The sequence below is a fragment of the Planobispora rosea genome (assembly GCF_014648175.1).
GTDB lineage: Bacteria > Actinomycetota > Actinomycetes > Streptosporangiales > Streptosporangiaceae > Planobispora > Planobispora rosea.
In genome coordinates this window covers 1-22,855 of record NZ_BMQP01000039.1, presented here as the reverse complement: position 1 = coordinate 22,855, position 22,855 = coordinate 1, and the positions used below count along the sequence as shown (strand labels likewise).

The 22,855-nt window shown below is 71.4% G+C and carries 23 protein-coding genes; 13 read left to right on the top strand and 10 right to left on the bottom strand.

Annotated features, from left to right (window positions below):
• The first annotated feature begins 10 nt into the window (after positions 1 to 10).
• The 4 genes from IEZ08_RS29870 to IEZ08_RS29855 all read left to right on the top strand — a co-directional run bounded on the left by IEZ08_RS29870 (position 11) and on the right by IEZ08_RS29855 (position 3,471).
• Entirely contained in the window at positions 11 to 520 is a 510-nt protein-coding gene (locus tag IEZ08_RS29870) for a GNAT family N-acetyltransferase (RefSeq protein WP_068920936.1), read from the top strand.
• Between the two features lie 188 nt (positions 521 to 708).
• Positions 709 to 1,497: an alpha/beta fold hydrolase gene (locus IEZ08_RS29865; protein ID WP_068920937.1), complete on the top strand. Its 789-nt coding sequence runs from the start codon at positions 709 to 711 to the stop codon at positions 1,495 to 1,497.
• Positions 1,498 to 1,606: 109 nt separating this feature from the next.
• Complete coding sequence (locus tag IEZ08_RS29860) at positions 1,607 to 2,578, top strand: ATP-binding cassette domain-containing protein (RefSeq protein ID WP_068920938.1); 972 nt, start codon at positions 1,607 to 1,609, stop codon at positions 2,576 to 2,578.
• Positions 2,575 to 3,471: an ABC transporter permease gene (locus IEZ08_RS29855; RefSeq protein WP_203863539.1), complete on the top strand. Its 897-nt coding sequence runs from the start codon at positions 2,575 to 2,577 to the stop codon at positions 3,469 to 3,471. Before IEZ08_RS29860 ends, IEZ08_RS29855 begins: the two co-directional genes overlap by 4 nt.
• A 6-nt stretch (positions 3,472 to 3,477) precedes the next feature.
• Here IEZ08_RS29855 and IEZ08_RS29850 read toward each other — a convergent pair whose 3' ends face one another.
• Positions 3,478 to 6,588: an ATP-binding protein gene (locus tag IEZ08_RS29850; protein WP_189243440.1), complete on the bottom strand. Its 3,111-nt coding sequence runs from the start codon at positions 6,586 to 6,588 to the stop codon at positions 3,478 to 3,480.
• 209 nt (positions 6,589 to 6,797) lie between these two features.
• Between IEZ08_RS29850 and IEZ08_RS29845 the strand changes: the two genes are divergently transcribed.
• Positions 6,798 to 7,250 (top strand): MerR family transcriptional regulator, encoded by a 453-nt coding sequence (locus IEZ08_RS29845; RefSeq protein WP_189243439.1) that lies wholly within the window; start codon positions 6,798 to 6,800, stop codon positions 7,248 to 7,250.
• Positions 7,251 to 7,290: 40 nt separating this feature from the next.
• Here the strand turns inward: IEZ08_RS29845 and IEZ08_RS29840 are convergent, their stop codons facing one another.
• Both IEZ08_RS29840 and IEZ08_RS29835 read right to left on the bottom strand, forming a co-directional pair.
• Positions 7,291 to 7,809 carry a hypothetical protein gene (locus IEZ08_RS29840; RefSeq protein WP_189243438.1) on the bottom strand — a complete coding sequence of 173 codons (519 nt, stop codon included), beginning with the start codon at positions 7,807 to 7,809 and terminating at the stop codon, positions 7,291 to 7,293.
• A 138-nt stretch (positions 7,810 to 7,947) separates the two neighbouring features.
• Entirely contained in the window at positions 7,948 to 8,424 is a 477-nt protein-coding gene (locus IEZ08_RS29835) for a hypothetical protein (protein ID WP_203863540.1), read from the bottom strand.
• A 123-nt stretch (positions 8,425 to 8,547) separates the two neighbouring features.
• Here IEZ08_RS29835 and IEZ08_RS29830 point away from each other — a divergent pair, with 123 nt between their 5' ends.
• The gene (locus IEZ08_RS29830) at positions 8,548 to 8,739 is read left to right on the top strand and encodes a hypothetical protein (protein ID WP_068920944.1); all 192 of its coding nucleotides are present in this window, start codon (positions 8,548 to 8,550) and stop codon (positions 8,737 to 8,739) included.
• 23 nt (positions 8,740 to 8,762) lie between these two features.
• Positions 8,763 to 9,380 (top strand): hypothetical protein, encoded by a 618-nt coding sequence (locus IEZ08_RS29825; protein ID WP_229803657.1) that lies wholly within the window; start codon positions 8,763 to 8,765, stop codon positions 9,378 to 9,380.
• A 90-nt stretch (positions 9,381 to 9,470) separates the two neighbouring features.
• Here the strand turns inward: IEZ08_RS29825 and IEZ08_RS29820 are convergent, their stop codons facing one another.
• Entirely contained in the window at positions 9,471 to 11,018 is a 1,548-nt protein-coding gene (locus IEZ08_RS29820) for a serine hydrolase domain-containing protein (RefSeq protein ID WP_189243437.1), read from the bottom strand.
• Positions 11,019 to 11,389: 371 nt separating this feature from the next.
• On the opposite strand from IEZ08_RS29820, the gene IEZ08_RS29815 reads away from it, so the two are divergent.
• Both IEZ08_RS29815 and IEZ08_RS29810 read left to right on the top strand, forming a co-directional pair.
• On the top strand, positions 11,390 to 11,662 hold the full coding sequence (locus tag IEZ08_RS29815; RefSeq protein ID WP_189243436.1) for a hypothetical protein: 273 nt from the start codon (positions 11,390 to 11,392) through the stop codon (positions 11,660 to 11,662).
• Positions 11,663 to 11,962: 300 nt separating this feature from the next.
• The gene (locus IEZ08_RS29810) at positions 11,963 to 12,946 is read left to right on the top strand and encodes a MerR family transcriptional regulator (RefSeq protein WP_189243435.1); all 984 of its coding nucleotides are present in this window, start codon (positions 11,963 to 11,965) and stop codon (positions 12,944 to 12,946) included.
• Between the two features lie 63 nt (positions 12,947 to 13,009).
• Here the strand turns inward: IEZ08_RS29810 and IEZ08_RS40545 are convergent, their stop codons facing one another.
• The 3 genes from IEZ08_RS40545 to IEZ08_RS29795 are packed head-to-tail and all read right to left on the bottom strand — an operon-like array spanning position 13,010 to position 17,271.
• On the bottom strand, positions 13,010 to 15,721 hold the full coding sequence (locus tag IEZ08_RS40545) for a helix-turn-helix transcriptional regulator (RefSeq protein ID WP_189243434.1): 2,712 nt from the start codon (positions 15,719 to 15,721) through the stop codon (positions 13,010 to 13,012).
• A 14-nt stretch (positions 15,722 to 15,735) separates the two neighbouring features.
• A complete protein-coding gene (locus IEZ08_RS29800; protein ID WP_189243433.1) occupies positions 15,736 to 16,701 on the bottom strand; it encodes a zinc-binding dehydrogenase in 966 nt (321 codons plus the stop codon).
• A 3-nt stretch (positions 16,702 to 16,704) separates the two neighbouring features.
• Complete coding sequence (locus IEZ08_RS29795) at positions 16,705 to 17,271, bottom strand: NADPH-dependent FMN reductase (RefSeq protein ID WP_189243432.1); 567 nt, start codon at positions 17,269 to 17,271, stop codon at positions 16,705 to 16,707.
• A gap of 152 nt (positions 17,272 to 17,423) precedes the next feature.
• Between IEZ08_RS29795 and IEZ08_RS29790 the strand changes: the two genes are divergently transcribed.
• Both IEZ08_RS29790 and IEZ08_RS29785 read left to right on the top strand, forming a co-directional pair.
• Positions 17,424 to 18,035: a DsbA family oxidoreductase gene (locus IEZ08_RS29790; protein ID WP_068920958.1), complete on the top strand. Its 612-nt coding sequence runs from the start codon at positions 17,424 to 17,426 to the stop codon at positions 18,033 to 18,035.
• A 36-nt stretch (positions 18,036 to 18,071) separates the two neighbouring features.
• Positions 18,072 to 18,482, top strand: coding sequence for an SgcJ/EcaC family oxidoreductase (locus tag IEZ08_RS29785; RefSeq protein ID WP_068920959.1), 411 nt, complete (start codon positions 18,072 to 18,074; stop codon positions 18,480 to 18,482).
• A gap of 173 nt (positions 18,483 to 18,655) precedes the next feature.
• Here the strand turns inward: IEZ08_RS29785 and IEZ08_RS29780 are convergent, their stop codons facing one another.
• Entirely contained in the window at positions 18,656 to 19,129 is a 474-nt protein-coding gene (locus IEZ08_RS29780; protein WP_068920961.1) for a MarR family winged helix-turn-helix transcriptional regulator, read from the bottom strand.
• Between the two features lie 30 nt (positions 19,130 to 19,159).
• Between IEZ08_RS29780 and IEZ08_RS29775 the strand changes: the two genes are divergently transcribed.
• The gene (locus tag IEZ08_RS29775; protein WP_189243431.1) at positions 19,160 to 20,263 is read left to right on the top strand and encodes a bifunctional NAD(P)H-dependent oxidoreductase/GNAT family N-acetyltransferase; all 1,104 of its coding nucleotides are present in this window, start codon (positions 19,160 to 19,162) and stop codon (positions 20,261 to 20,263) included.
• Between the two features lie 26 nt (positions 20,264 to 20,289).
• Here IEZ08_RS29775 and IEZ08_RS29770 read toward each other — a convergent pair whose 3' ends face one another.
• Both IEZ08_RS29770 and IEZ08_RS29765 read right to left on the bottom strand, forming a co-directional pair.
• The gene (locus tag IEZ08_RS29770) at positions 20,290 to 20,718 is read right to left on the bottom strand and encodes an ACT domain-containing protein (RefSeq protein ID WP_068920962.1); all 429 of its coding nucleotides are present in this window, start codon (positions 20,716 to 20,718) and stop codon (positions 20,290 to 20,292) included.
• Between the two features lie 345 nt (positions 20,719 to 21,063).
• Positions 21,064 to 21,516 carry an ASCH domain-containing protein gene (locus tag IEZ08_RS29765; protein WP_229803655.1) on the bottom strand — a complete coding sequence of 151 codons (453 nt, stop codon included), beginning with the start codon at positions 21,514 to 21,516 and terminating at the stop codon, positions 21,064 to 21,066.
• A 556-nt stretch (positions 21,517 to 22,072) separates the two neighbouring features.
• Here IEZ08_RS29765 and IEZ08_RS29760 point away from each other — a divergent pair.
• Positions 22,073 to 22,564: an SRPBCC family protein gene (locus IEZ08_RS29760; protein WP_189243429.1), complete on the top strand. Its 492-nt coding sequence runs from the start codon at positions 22,073 to 22,075 to the stop codon at positions 22,562 to 22,564.
• Positions 22,565 to 22,855 lie beyond the last annotated feature (291 nt).

Below are 22,855 nucleotides of genomic sequence, written 5' to 3'. Positions count from 1 at the left end.
CGTGCCCGGCATGAAGATCATTAGCGCGACCCCCGGCGACGCGCCGGTGCTCGCCCGGCTCAACCGCTTCGTGCACGATCCGCACGCCGAGCACCGGCCGGACATCTACCGGGCGAACCCGCCGCTTGAGGAACTCGCGCCCGGTTTCGCCGAGCAGCTCGGGCGCGAATCCGTCCGGGCCTTCATCGCCGAACTCCCCGGTGACCAGATCGACCGGCCCGACCAGACCGGCGGGGAGGACCACGCGGTCGGCTACGCCATGGCGAACATCGTCCGGCGGGCCGAGAACCCGCTGATGCACGCCGAGTCGATCATCTTCCTGGAGCACCTGGCGGTGGACCCCGCGGCGGTCCGGCGCGGCGTCGCCACCGCGCTGCTGGAGGCGGTGGCCGCGGCGGGCCGCGAGGCGGGGTGCCGCCGCCTCGTCACGGACGTGTGGGACTTCAACGAGGAGGCGCGTGCCTTCTACCGGACCGCGGGATTCGCGCCGATGAGGCGGCTGCTGGACCGGCCCCTCTGAGCGGGCCCGTCAGTCCTCGGCCCACTCGGTGCGGCAGGTCCTGAGGTAGCCGTGGGGCGGCTCGCCGTACGTGACGCGGACCCGCGGGAGAGCGGCCCGCGTCCAGCCGGCTCCGGCGACTCCGTACGCGGGGCTGAACTGTCGGTGCCGCTCTGTAGCGTCGGAGACCAGCGGACGAAGGGACCGTCATGGCCACAGCGACGTCACGTGATGGCACGCGGATCGGGTTCGAGCAGGCGGGCACGGGGCCGACGCTCGTCCTGGTCGACGCGGCGGGCGGGTTCCGCGGGTTCGGGCCCATGGGCTCGCTCGCCGGGCACCTCGCCGACAGGTTCACGGTGGTGACCTACGACCGGCGCGGACGCGGTGAGAGCGGTGACACCCCGCCGTACGCCGTGGAACGGGAGGTGGAGGACCTCGCGGCCGTGATCGGGGCGGCCGGGGGGCCGGCGTTCGTCCACGGGTTCTCCTCCGGCGCGGTCCTGGCCCTGCTCGGGGCGGCGGCAGGGCTGCCGATCTCGATGCTCTCGCTCCTCGAACCGCCGATCATGCTCGACGGACCGTCCCCGGAGGCCGGCGAGGGTGATCTCGCAGCCGAGATCGAGGAGCTCGTCGCCGCCGGCCGCCGGGCGGACGCGGTCGAGCACTTCAACCGGAGCATCGGGGTTCCCGAGGAGATGATCGCGGAGATGCGGCAGGCTCCCTTCTTCCCGATGCTGGAGGGCATCGCGCACACGCTCGCCTACGACAGCCGGATCACCCCGGCCGTCTCCCGCGCCACGCTCCAGTCCGTCACGGTGCCGGCCCTCGTCGTCAACAGCGACTCCAGCGACGACCGCCTGCGCGGCTGGGCCGGGGACGTGGCGGCGGCCCTTCCCCAGGGCCGCCACCTGGAGCTCAAGGGTGACTGGCACGGCGTGCCCGACGACGTGCTGGCCTCCGCGCTGGCCGGTTTCTTCGACGGCGGAGCCGCCTGACCGGGCGCGGGAGGGCGAGGCGAAACCGGCGTGAAGCCGTGGCGAAGCCGATGACGCGGAAGCTCTCCTCGGACGCCGGGAGATACCCGGCGGAGAGAGGAGACGCGTCATGGCGGACCTCAGCGCCGTCCGGGCCGACGGCCTGGTCAAAGGATTCGGGGACTTCCGGGCCGTGGACGGGATCGATCTCCACGTACGGCAGGGCGAGATCTTCGGAGTGCTCGGCCCCAACGGAGCGGGCAAGACCACCACGCTCCGGATGCTCGCCACCCTGCTCCCGATCGACGGCGGCCACGCGGAGATCTTCGGTGTCGACGTCCGGCGGGAACCCCACCGCATCCGGCAGCTGGTGGGTGTCACCGGCCAGTACGCCTCGGTTGACGAGGACCTGACCGCCCGGGAGAACCTCTGGCTGTTCGGCCGCCTGCAGGGCCTGTCCGGCTCCCGGGCCAAGGCCGTCGCCGGCGACCTGCTCGAACGCTTCGGCCTCCAGGAGGCGGCCGACCGTCCCCTGTCCCAGTTCAGCGGCGGCATGCGCCGCCGCCTGGACCTGGCGTCGAGCCTGATCACCCGCCCGCCCCTGATCTTCCTGGACGAGCCCACGACCGGCCTCGACCCGAGAACCCGGGGCCAGATGTGGGACACCATCCGTGAACTGGTCACCGACGGCTCCACGATCCTCCTCACCACCCAGTATCTGGACGAGGCCGACCAGCTGGCCGACCGGGTCGCCGTGATCGACCGGGGCCGGAAGGTCGCCGAGGACACCCCCGACGCCCTGAAGACCCAGGTCGGCGACTCGACCCTGCAGCTGCGCCTCGCGGACGGCTCCGACGTCGCCCTGGCCGCCGACGTCGTCCGCCGCCTGCTGGGCGAGGACCCGGTCCTGACTCCGGAGTCGGGACGCATGAACGTCCCCCTCCCCGACCCCGACCGCGCCGCGGACGTCCTGATCGGCCTGCGGGAGGCGGGCCTCGGCATCTCCTCGGTGAGCGTCGCCAAGCCGACGCTGGACGAGGTCTTCCTGACGCTGACCGGCCACGGCGCCGACGACGAATCCCAGCTGGAGGCGGCCCGATGACCCCCACGAGCCCTGTGACCCCGACGGACCCCACGACCCCGACGGACCCCATGACCCCGGTGACCCCGGCCGCCCGTGACCCCCGCCGCATCGACCCGGCCGCCGTGGTCGCCCGCACCACCTCCCGCAGCTCGCTCCGGGAGACCTGGACCGAGACCCTGGCGATGGCGTGGCGGGCCCTGAAGAAGATGCGCCGCAAGCCCGAGCAGTTCTTCGACGTCCTCATCCAGCCCCTGCTGTTCACGGCGATGTTCGCGTTCATCTTCGGCGGCGCGATCTCCGGCAGCGTGGCGGACTACCTCCCGGTGCTGATCCCCGGCATCCTCGCCCAGACGGCCCTGACCGTCTGCATGGCGACGGGCGTGCAACTGCGCGAGGACATGGACAAGGGGGTCTTCGACCGCTTCAAGTCCCTGCCGATCGCACGGATCGCCCCCCTGGCCGGCCCGATGATCGCCGACCTGATCCGGTACGGCATCGCCTCGGTGCTGACGCTCGTCACCGGCCTGCTCATCGGTTACCGTCCCGGCGGCGGCGTGCTCGGCTCCATCGGCGGCATCGCCCTCACCGTGTTCGCGGGCTGGTCGCTGGCGTGGATCTTCACCTGGCTGGGCACGATGGTGCGTTCGGCGCAGAGCGTCCAGGGCATCTCAATGATGATCATGTTCCCGCTCACCTTCCTGTCCAACGCCTTCGTCCCCGCCGAGACGCTGCCCGGCTGGCTGGAGGCGTTCGTGAAGGTCAACCCGGTGTCGCACGTCGTCTCCGCGGTGCGCGACCTGTTCAACGACGGGGCCGTGACGGCTGAGGTGGGCTGGGCGGTCTTCGGCTGCGTGATCGTCGTCGCGGTGTTCGCTCCGCTGGCGGTCCGCTCGTACTCCCGCAAGATGTAGACGGTGTCAGACCACCCGCTTCAGGACGGCACGGGCCTCGTCCAACAGGTCGGGGCCGCGCCGTTCGCCGTACTCGGCCTCGATCCGGGACAGGACGCCGGGGGCGAGGCGCTCGGCGTGCGCGGACAGCACCGGCCACTGCATCGTCGGGGTGAACCGGTTGTAGGCGAACCGGTCGGCGAGCGCCAGCAGCCGGACCGCCTCCTCGGCGGGCGACGCCCCCTTCAGCAGGCCCCAGGCGCCCATTCCGGCGAGCACCATCCCCACCACCGGGTAGTCCCTGAACTCGTGGTCCGGGCCGAGCACGATCAGGATCCTGACCCGCAGCGACTCGAAGAGGTCCGCGCCGTCGTCGCCCTCGCCGTACTGCGCGAACGCCGAGAGCGCGAAGGCCTCGCCCACGATGGCCCACGGCGTGAAACCGTCCGGCGCATGCGGGACGCGCAGGTCCCGGAGCAGTTCGGCGGCCTCGCGGTGCCGTCGCAGTCCTTCGGCGATGTCGCCGTCGACGAGGGCCAGCTGGGCTCTGGCGACGGCGACCGCCAGGATCTCGCCGTAGGTGCTCCGGGAGGCGAGCGACTCCAGCTCGTCGATCATCCGCGCGGCCTCGTCGCGGCGGCCCTCGGCGAGCGCCGCCATGGCGAGGGCGGCGCGGATCTGGACGGCGTCCTCCACCGCCCCGAGGCGTTCGAGCACCGGGAGCGCCTCGGCGGCGTGCCCGGCGGCGGGGACGAAGTCGCCGGAGTTCGCGTACAGGCCGGCCAGCTGGGTGTGCAGGGCCGCCCGGCTCCAGGGACCGCCGTCCTCACCGGTGAGTTCGAGGGCGGCCCGGGTCGCCTCGATCGCGCCGGCCGGGTCACCGGCGTTCTCCCGGCCGTGGCTCAGGAAGTGCAGGGCGATTCCGCGGACCAGCGGGTCGGGGTCGCAGGTCAGCCCGTCGAGACCCGCAACGGGGTCCGCCATCATGGTGAGCATCACCGTCACCAGCGCCCGGACGGCCGGGTTCGCCGAGTCGGCGCCCAGCCCTGACAGCATCCGCGCGAGCGTCTCGGCCTCTTCGAAGGAGAAGACGACGGTGTTGAACAGCGCGATGCTCAGGACCACCCGGGTCCGGTCCAGGAGCCGGGGCGGCGGCGTCCAGCCGGTCAGGGCGGCGGCGACGGCCGGGGTGAGGACGATGCTGCGCGGATGGTCTCCACGGATCGTCCAGTAGCCGCCCAGGGCGGAGAACAGCACCACCACCGCCTCCGGGTCGGGGTCGGCGAGGGCCTCACGGAGGATGTCGGCGAGGTTCGTCTCCTCAGAGCGCAGCCGGTCCATCGCATCGACCTGCTCCGGCGAGTACAGCCGGACGCCGTGCCGGTCGGCGTGACCGACGGCCCACGCGCGCACCGCGGCCCGCGCCCCGGCGGTCTCGCCGGCCGCGTCCAGCCGCACCCGGCCGAACTCGCGCACCGTTTCGAGCATGCGGTACCGGACGCCGTCGGTCGTCTCCACGACGGTGAGCAGGGACTGCTCCACGAGAGTCTCGACGTCGCCGAGAGCGCCGTCGCCGAGCACCTCCTCCGCGGCGTCGAGGGCGAAGCCGTCCGGGAAGGCCGACAGGCGGCGCAGGGCCCGGCGCTCCCGCTCGCCGAGCAGGTTCCAGGACCAGTCGATCACCGCCAGCAGCGTCTGGTGCCGGGAGGGGGCGCTCCGGTCGCCGCCGCGCAGCAGCGCGAACCTGTCCCCAAGCCGGCGGGCGATCTCAGCCGGTGACATCACCCGCACCTTCGCGGCGGCCAGTTCGATCGCGAGCGGCAGGCCGTCCAGGCGGGCCACGACGGCGCGCACGTCGTCCTCGTCGAGGCGGACACCGGGCCGGGCCGCGGTCGCGCGGTCGCGGAACAGCTCGACGGCGTCACCGGTTCCCAGCTGGGGCAGGGGGTAGACGCGTTCGGCGGCGATCGCCAGTGGCGAGCGGGTCGTGGTGAGGACGCGCAGCTCCCGCGTGGTCGCGGCCAGATAGGCGACCAGGTCGGCGACCGCCTCCACCAGATGCTCGCAGTTGTCGAGCACCAGCAGCGCCGGGGCCAGGTCGAGCTGCTGGGCGATCCGGGCCCGGACGTCGGCGCGCTGCTGCGGGGTGAGCGCGTGACGGCCGGTCACCGAGTCGCGGACGCCGAGCGCCGACCCGATCTCGCCGACCAGGTCCTCGGGCGCGGTCACGCCGACCAGTTCGACGAAGTGCACCACCGGCTGCGGGGCTCCGCGGGCGACGGTATGGGCGAGCCGGGTCTTGCCGAGCCCGCCCGGGCCGAGGATCGAGACCACCCGGGAGGTCGTGAGCAGCGCCCGCACCCGCCGGAGGTCGTCGTCGCGGCCGAGCAGCGGGGTCGTGTCGAACAGCACACCCGCGCGCACGGGGCTGTCGAGTGCCAGCAGCTCACGGTGGACCCGCCGCAGCTCCGGGCCGACGTCGGCGCCGACCCGGTCGCGCAGGCCCGAACGGTGGCGCTCGAAGCGGTCCAGCGCGGCGCCCGTCCCGCGCACCGCCGCCTCGCTGCGCAGAAGGTCGGCGAGCAGCCCCTCGTCTCCGGGATGGACGCGCGCGGCCTCCTCGAGCGCCGGCAGGGCGGGGCCGTGGTCACCGCTCCGGCTCCGGGCCCGGGCGAGCACGGTCCGCGCGGACGCCAGGTCGCGTTCCGCGCGGCGGCGCACCTCCGCCAGCGGGCCGCCGCCCTCGGGCGGCAGCGCCCCGGCGCCCAGCGCGAGCGCCTCCTCCGCCGTCGTGGCCGCCGAGGCCGGATTCTCGACGAGCAGCGCCCGTGCCCGGCCCGCCAGAGCGTGCAGCCGGCCGGCGTCGATCCGGTCGGGCGGTACCGCGAGCCGGTAGCCGCCCCCCTCCGTGACCAGCGCCTCCGGTCCCACGACCGACCTGATCCGGGACACCAGGACCTGCAGCGCCTTCACCGGGTTGGCCGGCTCGTCGTCGCCCCACACCTCCGTGACGAGCCGGTCGGCGTTCACGGTCCGGCAGGTCAGGGCGAGGGCGGCGAGCAGCGCCTGAGCCCTCTCGCCGACCACCGGCTGCTCCCGCCACCGCACACCGTCGAGCAGGCTCAGGGAGATCGGCATGGTTCGAGTCTAGGCTTCGCCGGTGAGCTCAGGCGCTCGTGAGGGCGGCGGGCTCCGGGGGTTGCATCCTGTACCCGGGTACAGGATTACCGTTGGACTGCAGGGAGCCGCTCGCGGTGAAGACGGGCGGCCGCGGCACCGGGAGGACTCATGGAGCGAGCGCCGGCGGAACGCACCCTGCCGACCGGGACGGCTCCGCGGGCGGCGTCATGACCAGGACCGGAGGCTGGCTGCGGACCGGCGAGGTCGCCGAGGCGGCGGACGTCAGCGCCCAGACGTTGCGCTACTACCACCGGCGGGGCCTGTTGCGGGAGCCGCGGCGCAGCAACGGCGGGCACCGGCTGTACCCGCCGGAGACCGTGACCGTCCTGCGCGTGATCAAAGCGGCGCAACGGCTGGGTTTCACCCTGGACGAGGTGGCCGGCCTGGTCGAGGCGGGCGGGCACCGTCACGGCGGGCCCGACCGGGGGTTGCGGGCGCGGGCCGTGGCCAAGCTGGCCGAGGTGGAACAGAGGATCGCCGACCTTCAGACGATCCGGGAGACGCTGCTTCAGGCGGTGGACGCCGGATGCGACGATCTGGTGGTGTGCGCGGGCAGTCCGTGTTGTCCCCTGCCGTTCGCCGAACCGGCCACGGCGGGACCGCGTGCCCTGAGGCCGTGACGCGCCGGCCGGCCGGCCCCGTATCGTCGCCCGGCTCCGATCACAGCGTTGACCGTTGGGCGGCTGAGGCGTCCCTGACCGCGACGGTCAGCCAAGTGACCAGTGCGGCGACGGTCGTGACGCCGATGACGACCAGTGCGGGAAAGTACCAGCCGGGGAAGAGCAATCCGAGATCGACGTCCCCCGAGGGATACAGCACGATCGCGTAAGTGGCCAGTCCGGCCAAGGCGAGGCTCATCAGGTAGACCATGCCGGTGGCCGCGCACAGCACGAGACCGCCGATGGTGGACCGACGGTTCAGACGGTCACCCAGCGCGGCGAGCAGGGCCGCCTCGAAGGCGAGGGTGAAGGCGATGCCGAGCGTGAACCCCCGCGCCGACGCGATCTCCCTGTCCAGCTGCGCCAGCAGTCCGTCGTTCCAGGGCGTTTCGTACCAGGGGTGGAGTCCCGTCGGGTGGGCGGCGAGCTGGATCGCGATCATGGTTGCCGTGACGTACAGCAAGGGGGCCGCCGCGGCGTACAGCAGGGTGGACGAGCGGATCAGCCGCCGTAGGTCCATGATCAGTCAGTATTCCAGCCTCATCGTGGGATGGCGAGATCTTGGGATGGCGAGGGTGATCCGGCCGGACGGGAACGGCGGGACACCTCCTTGCCCCGTGCCTGCCCCGCGTACCGGGAAGGCGTCCGGCGGACCGGGCTATGAGCTCACATGCGCCCTGAACCGCTCGTGGGCGCTCTGCTTGGAGATCCCCATCGCCTCCCCTATCTGCGCCCAGGAGGCACCGGTCTCCCGCGCTCCGGCGACGGCCTGGTCGAGCAGGGTACGCTGCCAGCTCTCCAGCCGGGACAGCAGGGTGAGGGCGGCGAGAGGACGCTCGGCGGCGAGGTTGACGATCCGCTCGCACAGGAGATCCGACATGGTCACCAGCTCGCCGGGGGGTGCGGCGGCGATCAGCGGGGCGGCGTGCCGGCTCCACCACCGGTACTCCGTCTCCTTGGTCCCCTCCGGCGTGGGCGGGAACCGACGCTGATCGGCCCAACCGCAGGAACAGGCGGCCTGGTAGCCGACGAAGGTCTTGGTGAAGGCGCCGGCGGATGAGGCCAGCTCACCGGTGGGGAGCACCGGGGCGGCGAAGCCCTCGTGGGCCGGGATGTCAGGAGACTTGAACGTCATATTCGTCAGGGTATCCTGACGGGCCGCCGTACGTGTGAGAGCGACATGACGCGGTCGGCGTGGCATCGAACCAACGGTCGTCCGGCGGCGTCCAACAAGATCAAGGCAGCGGAGGGGGTTCGTATGATCACCTGGTTGAGCGGCGCCTTCGGGGTGGGCGACCACGTCACGGCAGACGGGCCTTGCGCCGGGCGGCCGGGGCCGTGCACGACGCAGGCCGTCGTCGCCGCAACGAGTGTGCGGGTCACCTTTCCGCGGCCTCACCTTCGTGTCGCCGCCGATGGCGTGGACATGATCGATTTCCGGGAATGGTGACCCGGAAACACGCCCCACGCTCCGTGCGGCGAATCGACGTGACCCGCCTTCCCGAAGACGTGGTGGCGCTCATCGACGCCCTCGAGCCGGGTGAGAACCTGGTCCTCACCCGTGACGGCGCGTCGATCGCGACGGTCTCCAGCACCGTTGACGTGGTCCAGGGCGCCGTCGTCGATCGCGGCGCGTCAGAGGAGACCGGCGATCAGGCACCGCTGGATGACGAGGGCGTGACGGTCGTGGCCACCGCGATGAAGCTGTCGACCGCGGCCCGGGTGGCGCTTTCGACCCAGCTCGGGGAGGACTACGTCGTGCTCGACATGCATGCGGCCCCCGCGACGACCGATGTGCTCCTGATACCTCCAGGCAGTCCGCAGCTGATCGCGGCACTTCGATCGATGTTCCCGAAAGCCCGCGTCATCGTCACCGAGATCGAGGACCACGAGCTGGGAATCCAGTACTCCGGCCCGGTCCGACGGCTGCTCGACGCCGGCGCCGAGGCGTATCTGCCTCCGGCGAACCTCCCCCTCCTGGCCAGGCAGCTCGACTACACGCTGAACCACGGACGTGAGATCGCCGACGGGGCCGCTACCCGGCCGCAGATCGCACCGGCCGCGGGCCCGGCCGATCCGGACGACGAATGACCCCGCGCCTCTTCACCGGACCGTCGGGATGTCAAGATCCGGCATCTGCTCGACACCGAAGGATCTTGAACGCTGTCCGGCCTGGATCGCCTACGCCACATCGGGCCGTGTCATCAGCGGTGACCGCAGATGCACCCGCAGATCGGAGCCGGTCAGCGGCGCGATGTTCCACGTGGCCACCGCGGTGCCCGTGCCGGTGTCGACCACCAGCCGGACCCGGTGCGGGGTGGTGATCACATACAGCTCGGCGACGAACGTGTCGCCCTGCCAGGCGCCGGTCGCGACGACGGGGCGGCCCAGCGGTGAGCTCTCCCGCCATTCGCCGTGGCCGACCTCGACGTCGAGGAACGTCTCTGCGCCGGGGAGCGACCCGATCTCGGGGAACGGCCCGAAGCGCACGAGCCATCCGCCGCCCACGGGATCGACGGCCACCGTGGTCGCGTCGGGCAGCGCCGAGTCCTCGGTGGAGGCGTCGAGTCTGGCCTTGGCCGACCGATGCGGGGCGGCCGATCCGGGCACCGGCGGCAGCGACAGCCGCCGCAGCCGCTCGGCGAGGAGCTCGTCGTCCCGGGCGCTCGCCGCGTCTCCTGCGTCGTCGCGGGTGCTCGCCGCGTCTCCTGCGTCGTCGCGGGCGCTTGCCGCGTCGTCCGGGGTGCTTGCCGCGTGGCCCACACCGGGCAGCAGGCACTCCCATATCGCGTCGAGCACGGCCTGGGCCCGCGTGTGGGCGCCGGTGACGGCGACCACGAGGTCGTGCGAGGGGACCACCACGCACAGCTGGCCGAAGGAGCCGTCACCGTGGTAGCCGTGACGCGAGATCCAGAACTGGTAGCCGTACCCGCGAAGGTAGTCGGCGTTCCCCGATCCATCCTCGAATGGCTGGGTGTCGATGTGCGGCCGGGTGGCGAGCCGTACCCAGGAGCGGGGGATGAGCTGCCGCTCGCCCCAGCGGCCCTCACGTAGCAGCAGCTGGCCGAAGGCGGCCACGGCCTCGGTCCTCAGGTGCAGGCCGTGGAAGCCGAAGGCGGCGCCGCTGGCCACCCGGTCCCATTCGGCGTGGTCGATGCCCATCGGCAGGAACAGGCGCTCATCGAGCAGGTCCGGCAGGGGGCGGCCGGTGACCTTTTCCACCATCCGGGCCAGGATGAAGGTGGTGGGGTTGTCGTAGGCGTGCCGGGTGCCGACGGGGTCGGGGAACGGGACCCGCAAAAAGCCCGTGACCAGGTCGCCTGGTTCGCGCTGCCAGGCCTCGGCGAGGCTGTCGGTGCGGTGTCCGGTGGTCATGGACAGCAGGTGGTGGACGGTCAGGCGGTGGGCCTGCCGGTGCAGGTCGGCCGGGACGTGTTCGGGCAGGATCTGGGCGATGCGGTCGTCCGGGGACAGCAGTCCGTCGGTGACGGCGAGTCCGACGGCGATGGCGGTGAAGGACTTGGTCAGGGAGTACAGCAGGTGCGGGCGGTCGGCGTCGTAGGGTGCCCACCAGCCTTCGGCGATGACGTGGCCGCGGTGGACGATCATGAGGGAGTGGCACTCGACGGAGTGGGCGTCGAGCCGGTCCAGCAGCGCGGTGATCGCGCGTGAGGACATCCCTGAGGCGGCCGGTGTCGAGCGCGGCAGCAGGGGGTGCGGGGAGGGCATTCAGGCACGTTAACAAGCCCGCCGGATCCGCCCAATCGAATTACGAGCCGTCGCCTGGCCGGCAACCGGGTACTCCTGCGGCTCTGCCCGGTGCTGCTGTGCAGACAGGCCGGTCCTCAAATCGCGTCACCCGGGCGACACGTTCACCCGGCACGATTCAATGCTCACCGCCGAGCCGGGCGTGACGATGAGGACGGCTCGGCTGTATGGATGTCGTTCTCGTGGGTTCCCGTCCGTTCTGACACGGATCTGGTACGAGATCACTTGCCTGTGCTTAGGTGTTCGGTATGAGCCCTGATTCGGATATGGGCAGGCGTCTCGAACCTGTTCCGGTGAGGACGGACCCGGCAGGCGGCAGGGCGGATTACGTCGTGCCGGCCCTCGTCCTGGGAGCGGTCCCCCTTCTGGTCGCCGACTGGTTCATCACCGCCGCGATCCTGGGGCGCAGCTGCGTCGTGTTGTACGAGGGCGGCAACATAACGGAATGCATCGGTGGGCTTTCGGAGGAGGAGATGTCCGCCGCCTCGGGACTGATCGCCCTGGTGATGCTCGCCTTCCAGACAGGGCTGGCCGTCCTGGTGAGGCGGCACATCCGCTCCGGTTCGCAGCAGAGGCCGGCACGTGTCGCCGGGGACAGGGCATGATCCTCATAGTGGGGATCCCCGGACCCTGCTGGGTGTTCTGATCGACCACCTGAACCGGCGCGGGGAGGAGCGGAACGGGTGACGGGGATCGGATCCGCTCTGTCAGCCCGGGAAGTCTGCCGCCGCATCACCGCGATCTCCGATGGATCAGGGCGGGGGAACGGAGTCCCGGACCGCCGATCGCCCTCCCCGTATACGGTGATCAGCCGCAGAGACGCCCCCACCTGCAGGGACGAGCCCGCCCTGCGCCTTGACCTTGCCCCTGAGGGCAATGTTTAAGGTTCTCCCAGGTGAATGCAGATGAAGATCAGTGAAATCGCGCGCGATGCGCAGGTGACGACGAAGGCGATCCGCTACTACGAGTCGCTGGGACTGCTCGCTCCCGCCAGGCTCGGCAACGGCTATCGCGACTACTCGGCCGAGGACGTCCGGCGCGCTCGCGAGATCCGCGAGCTCAACCGGCTGGGCATCCCCGTGGAACGGACACGTCCCTTTCTCGAATGCCTCGAGGTCGGCCACGCGCATGCCGACGACTGCCCCTCGTCGCTGGCCGGCTACCGGGCCGCCATCGACGAGCTGACCAGCTGGATCGACGCGCTCACCGAACGCAGAGCCGTGCTGGTCCAGCGGCTGCGCCATGCGGCGGCCCGCAACTTCCCCCTACAGCCAGACGACCTGGAGGCGATCGATATGACGGACGTCCACGAACTGCCTGCGAACCTGCCGGTGCCCGAGGACGACGGCGCAGCCGACCACCTGCCCGGCATGGCAGTGCCGACGATCGAGTTGGCCGGTTCCACGGGGGAGACCGTACCCCTGCACGCGCTGGGCGAAGGCCGCCACGTGCTCTATGTCTTCCCGCTCATCGGCACCCCGGACGCCGACCTGCCCGACGGCTGGGACAACATCCCCGGCGCGCGCGGCTGCACCCCGGAGGCGTGCGACTTCCGCGACCACTACGAGGACCTCATCGCCGCCGGCGCGGCCGGAGTCTTCGGGATGTCCCTGCAGGAGGCCGGCTATCTGCGCGGAGTGGCGGAACGGCTGCGGCTGCCGTACGCCATGCTCGCCGACACCGGCTTCCGACTGGCCGAGACCATGGGGTTGCCGACGTTCCAGGCCGGCGGCAAGCGGTTCTACCGGCGCCACACGCTCATCATCCGGGAAGGAAGGATCGAGCACGTCTTCTATCCGATCTTCCCGCCGAACGAGCACGCCCAGCAGGTCCTCACCTGGTTGAGGGAGCACCCGCTGGAGGCTGCCCCGCGCCGTCCGGGCCGGTGACGCCGGGCTGCGGGCGCCCCTGCGGGCGTCCCTCCGGGGATCCTTGCGTTCCGTGGCACCCGCTCACGCCTCGGGGCGCGAGACGGTGGACAGGAGGGACGGCAGTTCGCCGCGCGAAGTGACGCCGAGCTTGGGATAGGCGTTGTAGAGGTGGTAGCCGACGGTCCGCGGGCTGAGGAAGAGCTGGGCGCCGATGTCCCTGTTGCTCAGGCCTGCCGCGGCCAGCCGCACCACCTGAAGCTCCTGAGGGGTGAGGCGGGCGAACGGGTCGGCGTCGTCGCCGCGGGTGGTCAGGGTCTCGCCGGTGGCGCGCAGCTCGGTGGCGGCGCGCCCGGACCACGGCTTGGCGCCCAGCCGTTCGAATGTCTCCAGCGCCGATCTCAGCCGGCCGCGGGCGTCGATCCGGCGGTGCTGCCTGCGCAGCCACTCGCCGTGCAGGAGTTCGGTGCGGGCCCGTTCGAACGGCGGGGACTCGTCCAGGCGCAGGGCCCGGTCCCAGGCCTGCCCGTCGCCGTCGAGCAGGGCGGCGCAGCGGGCGGCGATCGCCCGGGCCCAGGGCTGTCCCGAGTGCTCGGCCCAGTCGGCGTAGTGACGGGCGGCGTCCCGTCCGAGTTCCGGCCGTCCGGCCCGCACCGCGGCCTCGACCAGGTCGGGCAGGCTGTGCACGGTGCCCAGTTTGTTGGGGCCCGCCACCGTCGCCGACAGGACCTCCAGCGCGACCTCGTGCCTGCCCAGCCCCAGGTCGAGCAGGGCGGTAATGGCCTTGGCGCGTGAGTGGGCGGGCGCGGCGCCGTGTGCCGTCATCTCGGCGGTCAGCTGCCGGCAACGCTCCTGGTCGCCCTCGATCGCGGCGAGATGGGCGAGGACTCCCCGGAGAAAGACAACCTGGTGGCTCTGCCCGGTGTCCTGGGCGATGCGCATGCCCTCGGTGGCGCTGACCTGGGCGTCGCGGTGCGCGCCACGCCACAGCTGGGTACGGGCGAGCAGCATCAGCGCGCGGGGCAGCACGCCGATCGCCCCCTGCCTTCTGCTCTCGCGCTCCAGGGTCACCGCCCGGCGATGCGCGGCGGCGTAGTCACCGAGCAACAGCTCCCACCAGGCGATCCTGGCCTCGTCCCGCAGTCCGGACCCGGCCGCGAGGTCACGATCGAGCAGCAGGCGTACGGCGTGCGCCGCCTCGGCCACCCCACCGTCCGGCTCGGTGAGGGCGGTGATGCAGGTGGCCAGTTCACCGATGCGGGCGGCGTCGGGGAGGCCCAGCCTCCGCGCCTGTCCGGCCGCGGCCCGTACCGCGGCGAAGTCGCCCGCGGTCCACGCCGTCTCGACGGCGGTGAAGAGCAGCCCGCTCGCCAGGCCGGGTGACGGCTCGGCGACCGCGTCGGCCGCGTCGGCCAGGAGCTGGTGCGCCGAGGCCGCGCTGCTGCGCTCGTCGGCCAGGCCCGCCCTGATCCTGGCCATCTCGGCCCCGATCACCGGATCGGAGACCAGATGGGCGGCGTCGTCGGCGAAGGCGGCCGCCCGGTCGTGCTGCCCGGCGTCGGCCGCGGCCCGCGCGGCGGCGGCCAGGCGCCGTCCGCGCTCGCGAGGCTCGACGCTGAACCTGGCGGCGCGTTCGTAGGCGGCGGCGACCGCGGCGTGCCCGCCGCGGCGTCGCGCGCTCTCCGCGGTGCGTTCGAGTTCGGCGGCGACCTGCTCGTCGGGTCCCGTGGCCGCGGCGGCGAGCTGCCAGGCGCGCCGGTCGCCGTCGAGCACGTCCGCGAGCGCCCGATGGACGGCGAGGCGCCTGGTGACCGTGGCGCCGCGATAGGCGGCAGTCCTGATCAGCGGGTGCCTGAACACCAGCCGGTCACCCGCCAGGCCCAGCAGCCGCCGCTCCTCGGCGGGTTCCAGGTCGGCCGCGTCCGCACCGAGCAACTTGGCCGCGGCGAACACACTCGCCGGGTCGCCGTCGCCCTCCGCGGCGGCGACCAGCAGCAGCGTCTGGGTGGCCTCGGGCAGCGCGGCGATCCGGTCGGCGAACATGTGCTGGACGCGGCTGAGCGGCGAGGGGACCCGCACGCCGTACGGCTCGGCGGCCAGCTGCCCCTCACGCTGCGCGGCCGGCAGCTCCAGCAGGGCCAGCGGGTTGCCCGCGGACTCGTGGACGATCTGGTCGCGGACGTGAACCGGCAGGTCACGCGCCTCGTCGGCGAGCAGGCTCGCCGCGGTCTCCGGGTCCAGGCCGGACAGCCGCAGCTCGTCCACACCTGGCGCGGGGAAGGCCGGAGCATGCACCTCGCGCACGGCGAACAGCATGACGACACCCTCCGCCTCCAGCCGCCTGGCCGCGAACAGCAGCGCCTCCGCGGACGCGGCGTCGAGCCAGTGCGCGTCGTCGACGACGCAGAGCACGGGGGCCTGCTCGGCCAGATCGGCGAGCAACATGAGCACGCCCGTCCCGACCATGAACCTGTCGCCTTCGACGGCCTCGGCGGACGCGTTCAGGCCCAGCGCGCCGCTCAGGGCCCGGGCCTGCCGCTCAGGCAGCGCGGCGACCCGATCGAGCACCCCTCTGAGCAGCAGGTGCAGGCCGGCGAAGGGCAGCTCGCTCTCCGCCTCGATCCCGGCCCCGCGGATCACGCGCAGCTCGGCGGCGGCCGCGACGGCGTGATCGAGCAGTGCCGTCTTGCCGATCCCCGCTTCGCCCCGGACGACGAGCGCGCCGCTCCTGCCGGCGCGCGCCGCTTCCAGCAGCCGGTCGATAACGGCTGTTTCCGCAGCTCGTCCGTACAGCATGGGCAGAAGTGTAACTACGGTACGAGGATGATCTTTCCTGTCGCACGTCTGGATTCCAGCTCGGCGTGGGCGGTGGCGGCCTCCGCGAGGGGGAAGCGCCGGACCAGGGGAGTGATGACGCCGTCGCGCACGGCGGCCAGGGCGCGTTCCTCCAGCCTGCGCACCCCGCCGGAGCCAGGGGCCGGGCCGGGCGCGCCGCGCAGGGTGAGCTCGCGCTCGTACAGGTCGCGGGCGGGCACCTCGACGGGCGTGCCGCTCGCCCAGCCGAAGACGACGGCACGGCCGCCGTACCCGAGCAGGTCCACGGCCTGACGCCCGAGCTCGCCGCCGACCCCGTCGAGCAGCGTGGTCACCGGGCGGCCCGCCAGCTCCCGCGTCACCCGCCCGGCCCAGCCGGGTTCGTGATGGTCCACCGGTACGGCCGCGCCATGCCGGCGAGCGGCGGCGGACCTGGCCGGGCCGCCCGCCACCCCTACGACGGTCGCGCCCAGGTTCGCCGCGGCCTGCACGAGCATGCCGCCGACGCCGCCCGCGGCCCCGAGCACCAGCACCACGTCCCCGGCGGCGACACGAGCGGCGTCCAGGACGCCGACGGCGGTCCGGCCGGTCACGACGGCCGCGACGGCCGCCTCGTCCGGGACCTCGTCACCGATCTCGTGCACGGCCGCGACCTCACGTACGGCCAGCTCGGCGTAGCCCCCGCCGGCCAGGCCCAGGCAGGTGACGACCCGCCGCCCCAGCCAGCGGCTCGGAACACCGTCACCGAGGGCCTCGACCACCCCCGCCACCTCCCTCCCCGGGATGATCGGCAGCGTGGGCGACCACGGGTGGACTCCCGCGCGGACGGCCAGATCCAGCCGGGACACCCCCGCCGCCGCCACCTTGATACGCACCTGCCACGGCCCGGGCCGCGGCTCGTCGACGTCCTCATGGACCAGCACGTGCGGGCCGCCGAAGGCGTACTGCTTGACCGCCTTCACCGGTCAGCTCCCGTACGGGTGCTCGGCCCTGGCGTTCTTCAACGCGCGCGCCCACCAGCCGAGCTGGTCCAGCAGCGCCCTGGCGGCCTGCTCCGGAGCCGAGGGGTCGAGGTGCCGGCCGTCCTCGCCGAACTGGTTCCAGGGGTGGACGAAGCTGATCGTCTCCCTGATCGTGACCGCGTGCAGCTCGGCGAAGACCGCACGCAACGCCTGGATCGCATGCTGACCGCCTGACATCGAACCGTAGGAGATGAGGCCCACCGGCTTGGCCTGCCACTCGGTGTAATGCCAGTCGATGACGTTCTTCACCGAGGCGGGGAAGCTCCGGTTGTACTCGGGTGTCACGAAGACGAAGGCGTCCGCCGCGTGCAGCCGCCGGGACAACTCGGTCATCTGCGGCGCGGGCGGCACACTCGCGGGCATGACCAGCGGCAGGTCCACCTCGGCCAGGTCGATCACGTCGAGGGCGACCTGGCCGCTCGCCTTCGCCTGGTCGACGAACCAGTCGGCCACGACCGGCCCGAACCGGCCTTCCCTGACGCTGCCAATGATGATCGCTACGTTCAGCATCCCGCGTTCTCCTCAGGTCGGGGTTGACGAGGATGACGCTAGGAGGCGCGTGACGGGGGTCGCCTCTGTCATGTGACCGGGTCCGGCGACCGGGGCGGACCCGGTCACATGACAGAGGAGGGGAACCCGGATGCCTTCCTAACGTTGGCGGCATGAACGACAACGGTACGAGCACCCAGGTCGAGTTCACCTTCGACATCCCCTGCGTGTGGTCATATTTCGCCTTCACCCGGCTTCAGCGGGCCTTGACCCATTTCCGCGCCGAAGGCGGGCGGGCCGAGGTCGTCTTCCGCCCCTTCCAACTGGACCCCGAGGCGACCGCGGAGGGCGAGCTCAAGGTGGAGGTGTTGCGCAGGGCGTTCGGCATCGACCCCGCACAGGCCGTGGCCGAGATCACCGAACTGGCGGCTGCCGAGGGCCTGACCCTCAGGCACGACAAGGCGATCTTCTCCAACACCTTCGAAGCGCACCGTCTCGTCGCCCTCGCCGGCGACCAGGGTCTCGGGGAGCAGATGGTCGAGCGCCTCTTCCGCGCGCACCACACCGATGAGCTCAACGTCGCCGACCCCGACGTCCTCCGGCGTCTCGCGTCCGAGGTCGGTGTCCGGTGGAGCGACGAGGGGGCCGCCGAGACCCGCGCCGAGCTCGAACGGGTGCGCCGCACCGGCGTTCGCGGGGTGCCCGTCCTCCGGTTCGCCGGCCGCCCCGCGACCGGTGGCACCCCCTCAGAACAGGACATTCTGGCCGCCCTCGACGACGCCTGACATCCGAACCCCGACCTCCGAGAAAGGTGCACCACCATGACCGCTCGACCCACCGTTTACGGTCCCACCGTCACCGAGCAGGACCGGCGTGACCTGAAGCGGCTCCTCGCCCGGATCGAGACCGGCTTCAACCGGAAGGACGCGGCCGTGCTCGACGGCCCGTTCAGCGACGACGCCGTCGTGATCGTCCCCGACGGCACCGTCCTGCGCGGCTGGTCCGAGCTGTTCGACTACCACACGGCCCGGCTGAACGGCCCCGTCACCGGCTGGACGACCCGCATCGAGATCATGGACATCTCCTCTCCCGCCCCCGGCCTCGCGATCCTCCACCTTCGTCAGGACACCACGACCCCTCAGGGAGCCTTCGCCAACCACGGCACCGTGGTGGCGGTCAAGAAGGACGGCGCCTGGTGGATCGGCGCCATGCAGAACACCAACGTGGCCTGAGCGTTCTCGGGCCCTATGCCGGATGATCGAGGAGATGCGCCACTACGAGCCGACCGCGGTGCGCGGCACCGGCCTGATCACTTCTGAGCGCCTGTTTGGCCATGCGCCCTCTGAGCCGGGGAGATAGGAGTGCTGCACGCTTCGATCGGCCGACCCGGGAAGGCGCATGATGCTCATGCGGGTTCTTCCAGTTTGCGGGCGATGCTTTCCAGGGCGGACAGGTCTGCGGGCGAGAGCCGGTCGATGACGTGGCGGCGGACCGATTCCAGGTGTGCCGGGGCGGCGTCCTCGAGCGTCTCCATGCCGTGCTCGGTCAGGACCAGGTAACAGCCACGGCCGTCGTCCGGGTCGGGCTCGCGCCGCACGAGGCCGCGGGTCTCCATGCGAGTGGCGTGCCGCGACAGGCGGCTGCGTGACCAGCCCATCTTGGCGGCCTGCTCGCGCAGCGTGCTGGTGCGGCCCGGACGCTCGGAGAGCGTGCTGAGCACCTCGTAATCGGCTTCCGACAGGCCGATCGCGGCCAGGTCGTGCGCGGTGCGCGACTGGATCGCGATCATCATCCGGCGGAGGGCGCGCCAGGCGCGTTCTTCGTCCGCGTCGAGCCAGCGCACCGTCTTCCCGGACTTCCCCGAACTTTTCTTTGACATGTAAACAAGTTACCAGCTATGTTCGTTTCCATGTCAACGAAAACTCTGCGAGTCCTCGTCCTCACCTGCAGCACCCGTCCCGGTGCTCTCGGCCCGGCCGTGGGGCAGTGGCTGATCGACGCGATCGCGCCGCGGGCCACGGAACTGGGCGTGGAACTGCTGCCGGTGGCCCTCGGCGACCTCGCCCTGCCGTTCCTCGACGAGGAGGAAGAGCCGGCGTCCGGCCTCTACCGGAACGAGCACACCAAGCGGTGGAGCGCGATGGTGGACGCGGCGGACGGCTTCATCGCGGTCACCCCCGAGTACAACTACGGCATGCCCGCGGCCTTCAAGAACGCCCTCGACTACCTGGGCCGGGAATGGGCGTGGAAGCCGATGGGGTTCGTCAGCTACGGCAACACCTCGGCGGGCACCCGGTCGGTCCAGCACGCCAAGCAGGTGGTGACCACGCTGCGGCTGGTGCCGCTGGGCGCCACGGTCGCCCTGCGCATCGCCGACGCGGTCGACGGCGGGCGGCTCCGCCCGGACGCCGGCCGCGACCAGGCCGCCGTCGGGGTCCTGGACGAGCTCGTCCGCCTCGCGCACGCCCTGCGGCCGATGCGCGAGCGCACCCGCTCAGACGCCGGACCGGTGCCGGGGTCCTACGTGAGGGCGCTGACCCCGGACGACGCTGCGGAGGTTCTGGTGCTCCAGCGTTGCTGCTGGGTGGAGGAGGCGACGGCCAACGACACCCTGGCCATCCCCGCCCTGGAGGAGCCGCTGGAGCAGGTGCGCGCATGGCTGGCCACCTGGCAGACCACCGGCTTGTGGCGGGACGGCCGGCTCCTGGGCATGGTGCGTACGCGCCGCGTGGACGGCGACTGGCACGTGGGCCGCCTCGGCGTCGTCCCCGATCTGCGCGGCCAGGGCGTGGGACGCTGGCTGCTGCGTGAGGCCGAAGCCGCGGCCGACGCCTCCTGCAGCCGCATCGTGCTGTCCACCGGCGCCCAGAGCCGGCACAACATCCGCCTCTACCACTCCCAGGGGTACCGTACGGAGTCGTCCGACGGCGCGACGGCCACCCTCACCAAGCCGGTGTCCGCGCACGGCGCCGTCGGGGTTTCCGGCGAAGAGCTGGCAGCGGCGGGACGATGAGACCGCTGAGAACGATTCGGCAGTGATCAGCTCTGGGGCGGCTCGCTCCAGTGCTGTGACCAGAAAGGTTCACGGGTTTCGTCGTCCCCGCTCTCCACCTGATGTCCCGCCTCCTTCAGGACGATGACGGCCTGCTGCTCTTCCTGCTCGGGAACCAGAACCAGGTCGGCGTGGGAGGTCGAGGCGACGAATACCGATATCGCCGCCTCCGCCAGCGGCTTGACAATCGCCGCCAGCATTCCGGGAACATCCAGGCCATGGGCTGTGGCACCGCTGTAGAAACCGACCCACCGTTCCCCTGAGTCCACAGGCCGGGCCGCACGGACAACGGTCAGCCCTTCCGGCCCGCGGACAAGCACGACCCAGTCGTCTCCGGGCGACGCTGCATGCGGCAGTTGCTCGACGACGAACGCTGGAGAGACGACGCGCAGGTGTTGAGTCGTAGGGAGGCTCATGGAGCCTGGTCTACCAGAGATCTTGCGACTCCATTCTTGTCCGGCCGGTGGCGCCCGGTCCCGGAGATCCTCATGACCAGGCGTGACGCCGAAGCCGGGCTGACCGAAAAGGAGCTTGAGGTTTTCACGAGGACCGGACGAACCCGGATCTCGGGAAGACCTCCTCCAAGGAGTACGGCCTCCAAGGAGTACGGCTCCGAGCGGGCGGGACGATGCCCACCGTCCCGACGCCGGAGCGATCGGCGGAGGCTCTGGAGATGCGGCTGAGCGTCCGGTTCCAGCCGCTGCGGTAAGCGAGCTGATCTCACCGGAGCGGCGTCCGACCTCGCAAGGTGCCGATGGTCCTCATGCTGTGCGGAGATCGGTGATGACGCGGAAGCGTTCCAGGACCACCGGGGTGGTGTCGTCCACGGTGAAGCCGGCATCGCCCAGCGCCGAGCACATCTCCTGACTGTGCCAGAACCTCTCATGGGCCGCACGCCACTGCGCGATCGTTGTGTGGCCTTCGCCCTCGTCCACTGCGTGGGCGGTATCCACCTCCCCCAGCGCCACAACACGCACGCCCGTCACCTCGATGACGGCCACCGGGCGATCGGCGGAGTCCACCACTACCGACCGCTCGCCGAGCTCGGGCAGCGGCTCGCCCTCATGCGCGTACTCGACGGCCAGAGCGGTCGTAGCAGTCTTGCGACCGTTAAGAATCGCCGCCACGATCGCATCGCGCAACGGACCGGGGAAAGCGAACTCGGCCTTGGGCAAGGAAGCGAGATCGACCGGCCCGCTGGAGTCAGACGTCACACCGCACCACCCTAACGACGACGGCCACCGGCAACAGGACTGGGGCATCCGCGCCGGCACCGTGGAAGGCTCTGGAAACGATCGAGTCCCGGGTCGGGATGTCTCCCTGGGCTGGGCTCTCCGCTCGGACATCCACCTCACCCACCTATGGCCCTACCGGCGAGCGACTCGTGACCGCAAAGGGTTGGACAGCGCCTCCCGCGGACAAGAAGATCCCGGCATGGGAACCGACATCCACGGATTCATCGGGTGCTGCGCATGGAATCCCGGCCTCGATGTCGGCGAGACCGCTTGGTGGCCTGGTTCGAGGAGTAGACGATCCGGCATGCCGGACAGCGCTTTTTGTACGTGGGCAGGTGACGGGAACCGAACCCGTGCTGTCAGCTTGGGAAATGCATCGATATCGGCGATCTCCTGGCATCGGGCGGTGCACGGTCATTCGTTAGAACTGATCCCTGGCTTCGCCCTCCTGATCGATGTTGATCGGCTTCGTGTTCAATATGGGGCGAGGCTGTTAGCGTAGGCCCGTTCCCTCAGGAACCTGGAGCGCTTCGCCATGAAGTACACCGTCTCGATGGAGATCGCCCTGCCGCGGGAGAGGGTTGTCCAGCTGCTCGCCGACCCGGCACACCTGCCGAAGTGGCTGCGGGGTCTGGTGCTGCACGAGCCGTTGACCGGGGTGCACGGGCAGGTCGGTACCACGTCGCGGGTCGTGATGCAGATGGGGCAGCAGAAGTTCGAGGGCACCGAGACCATCACGCGCCGGGAACCGGCAGACCTGCACGGGATCCCGAAGGAGAGCGTCGTTCACTTCGAGCGCGAGATCGTCGGCGAGGGCATGTGGAGCGTTACGCGCGAACGGTTCACCGAAGCCGGTCCGGAGACGACGCTCTGGGTGAGCGAGAACGAATACCGGTTCAGCGGCTTGCTGATGCGGCTGGTGGGGCTCCTGACGCCCGGCGCCTTCCGCAAGCAGTCGCAACAGCACATGCAGGACTTCAAGGCGTTCGCCGAGCAGGGAAAGGACGTCCGCGAAACGAAGGACTGATCTGCTTGCGTACGGCGGCGTCGACGACGTCGCGACCAGGGGGTTGTAGTCGCGTGCCACCCGTTGTAGCCGCTGACTCACCACGGTGGTCAAGGCCGTACAGGCCCTGCAGTACCTGACCCGTACCCTTTCGGCACCGTCCTGATCGATACCGCATCGCGACTCGTGCCGATCCGACCGATTGGTTCTCCTCCCAAGGGGCGGGCCGTCATGCCTGACGCACCTTGGCGCTAGTACTGCAACGGCACTTGTGTATTTACGCCCGCTTTGTGATCATCCCTGTCTCGTGAC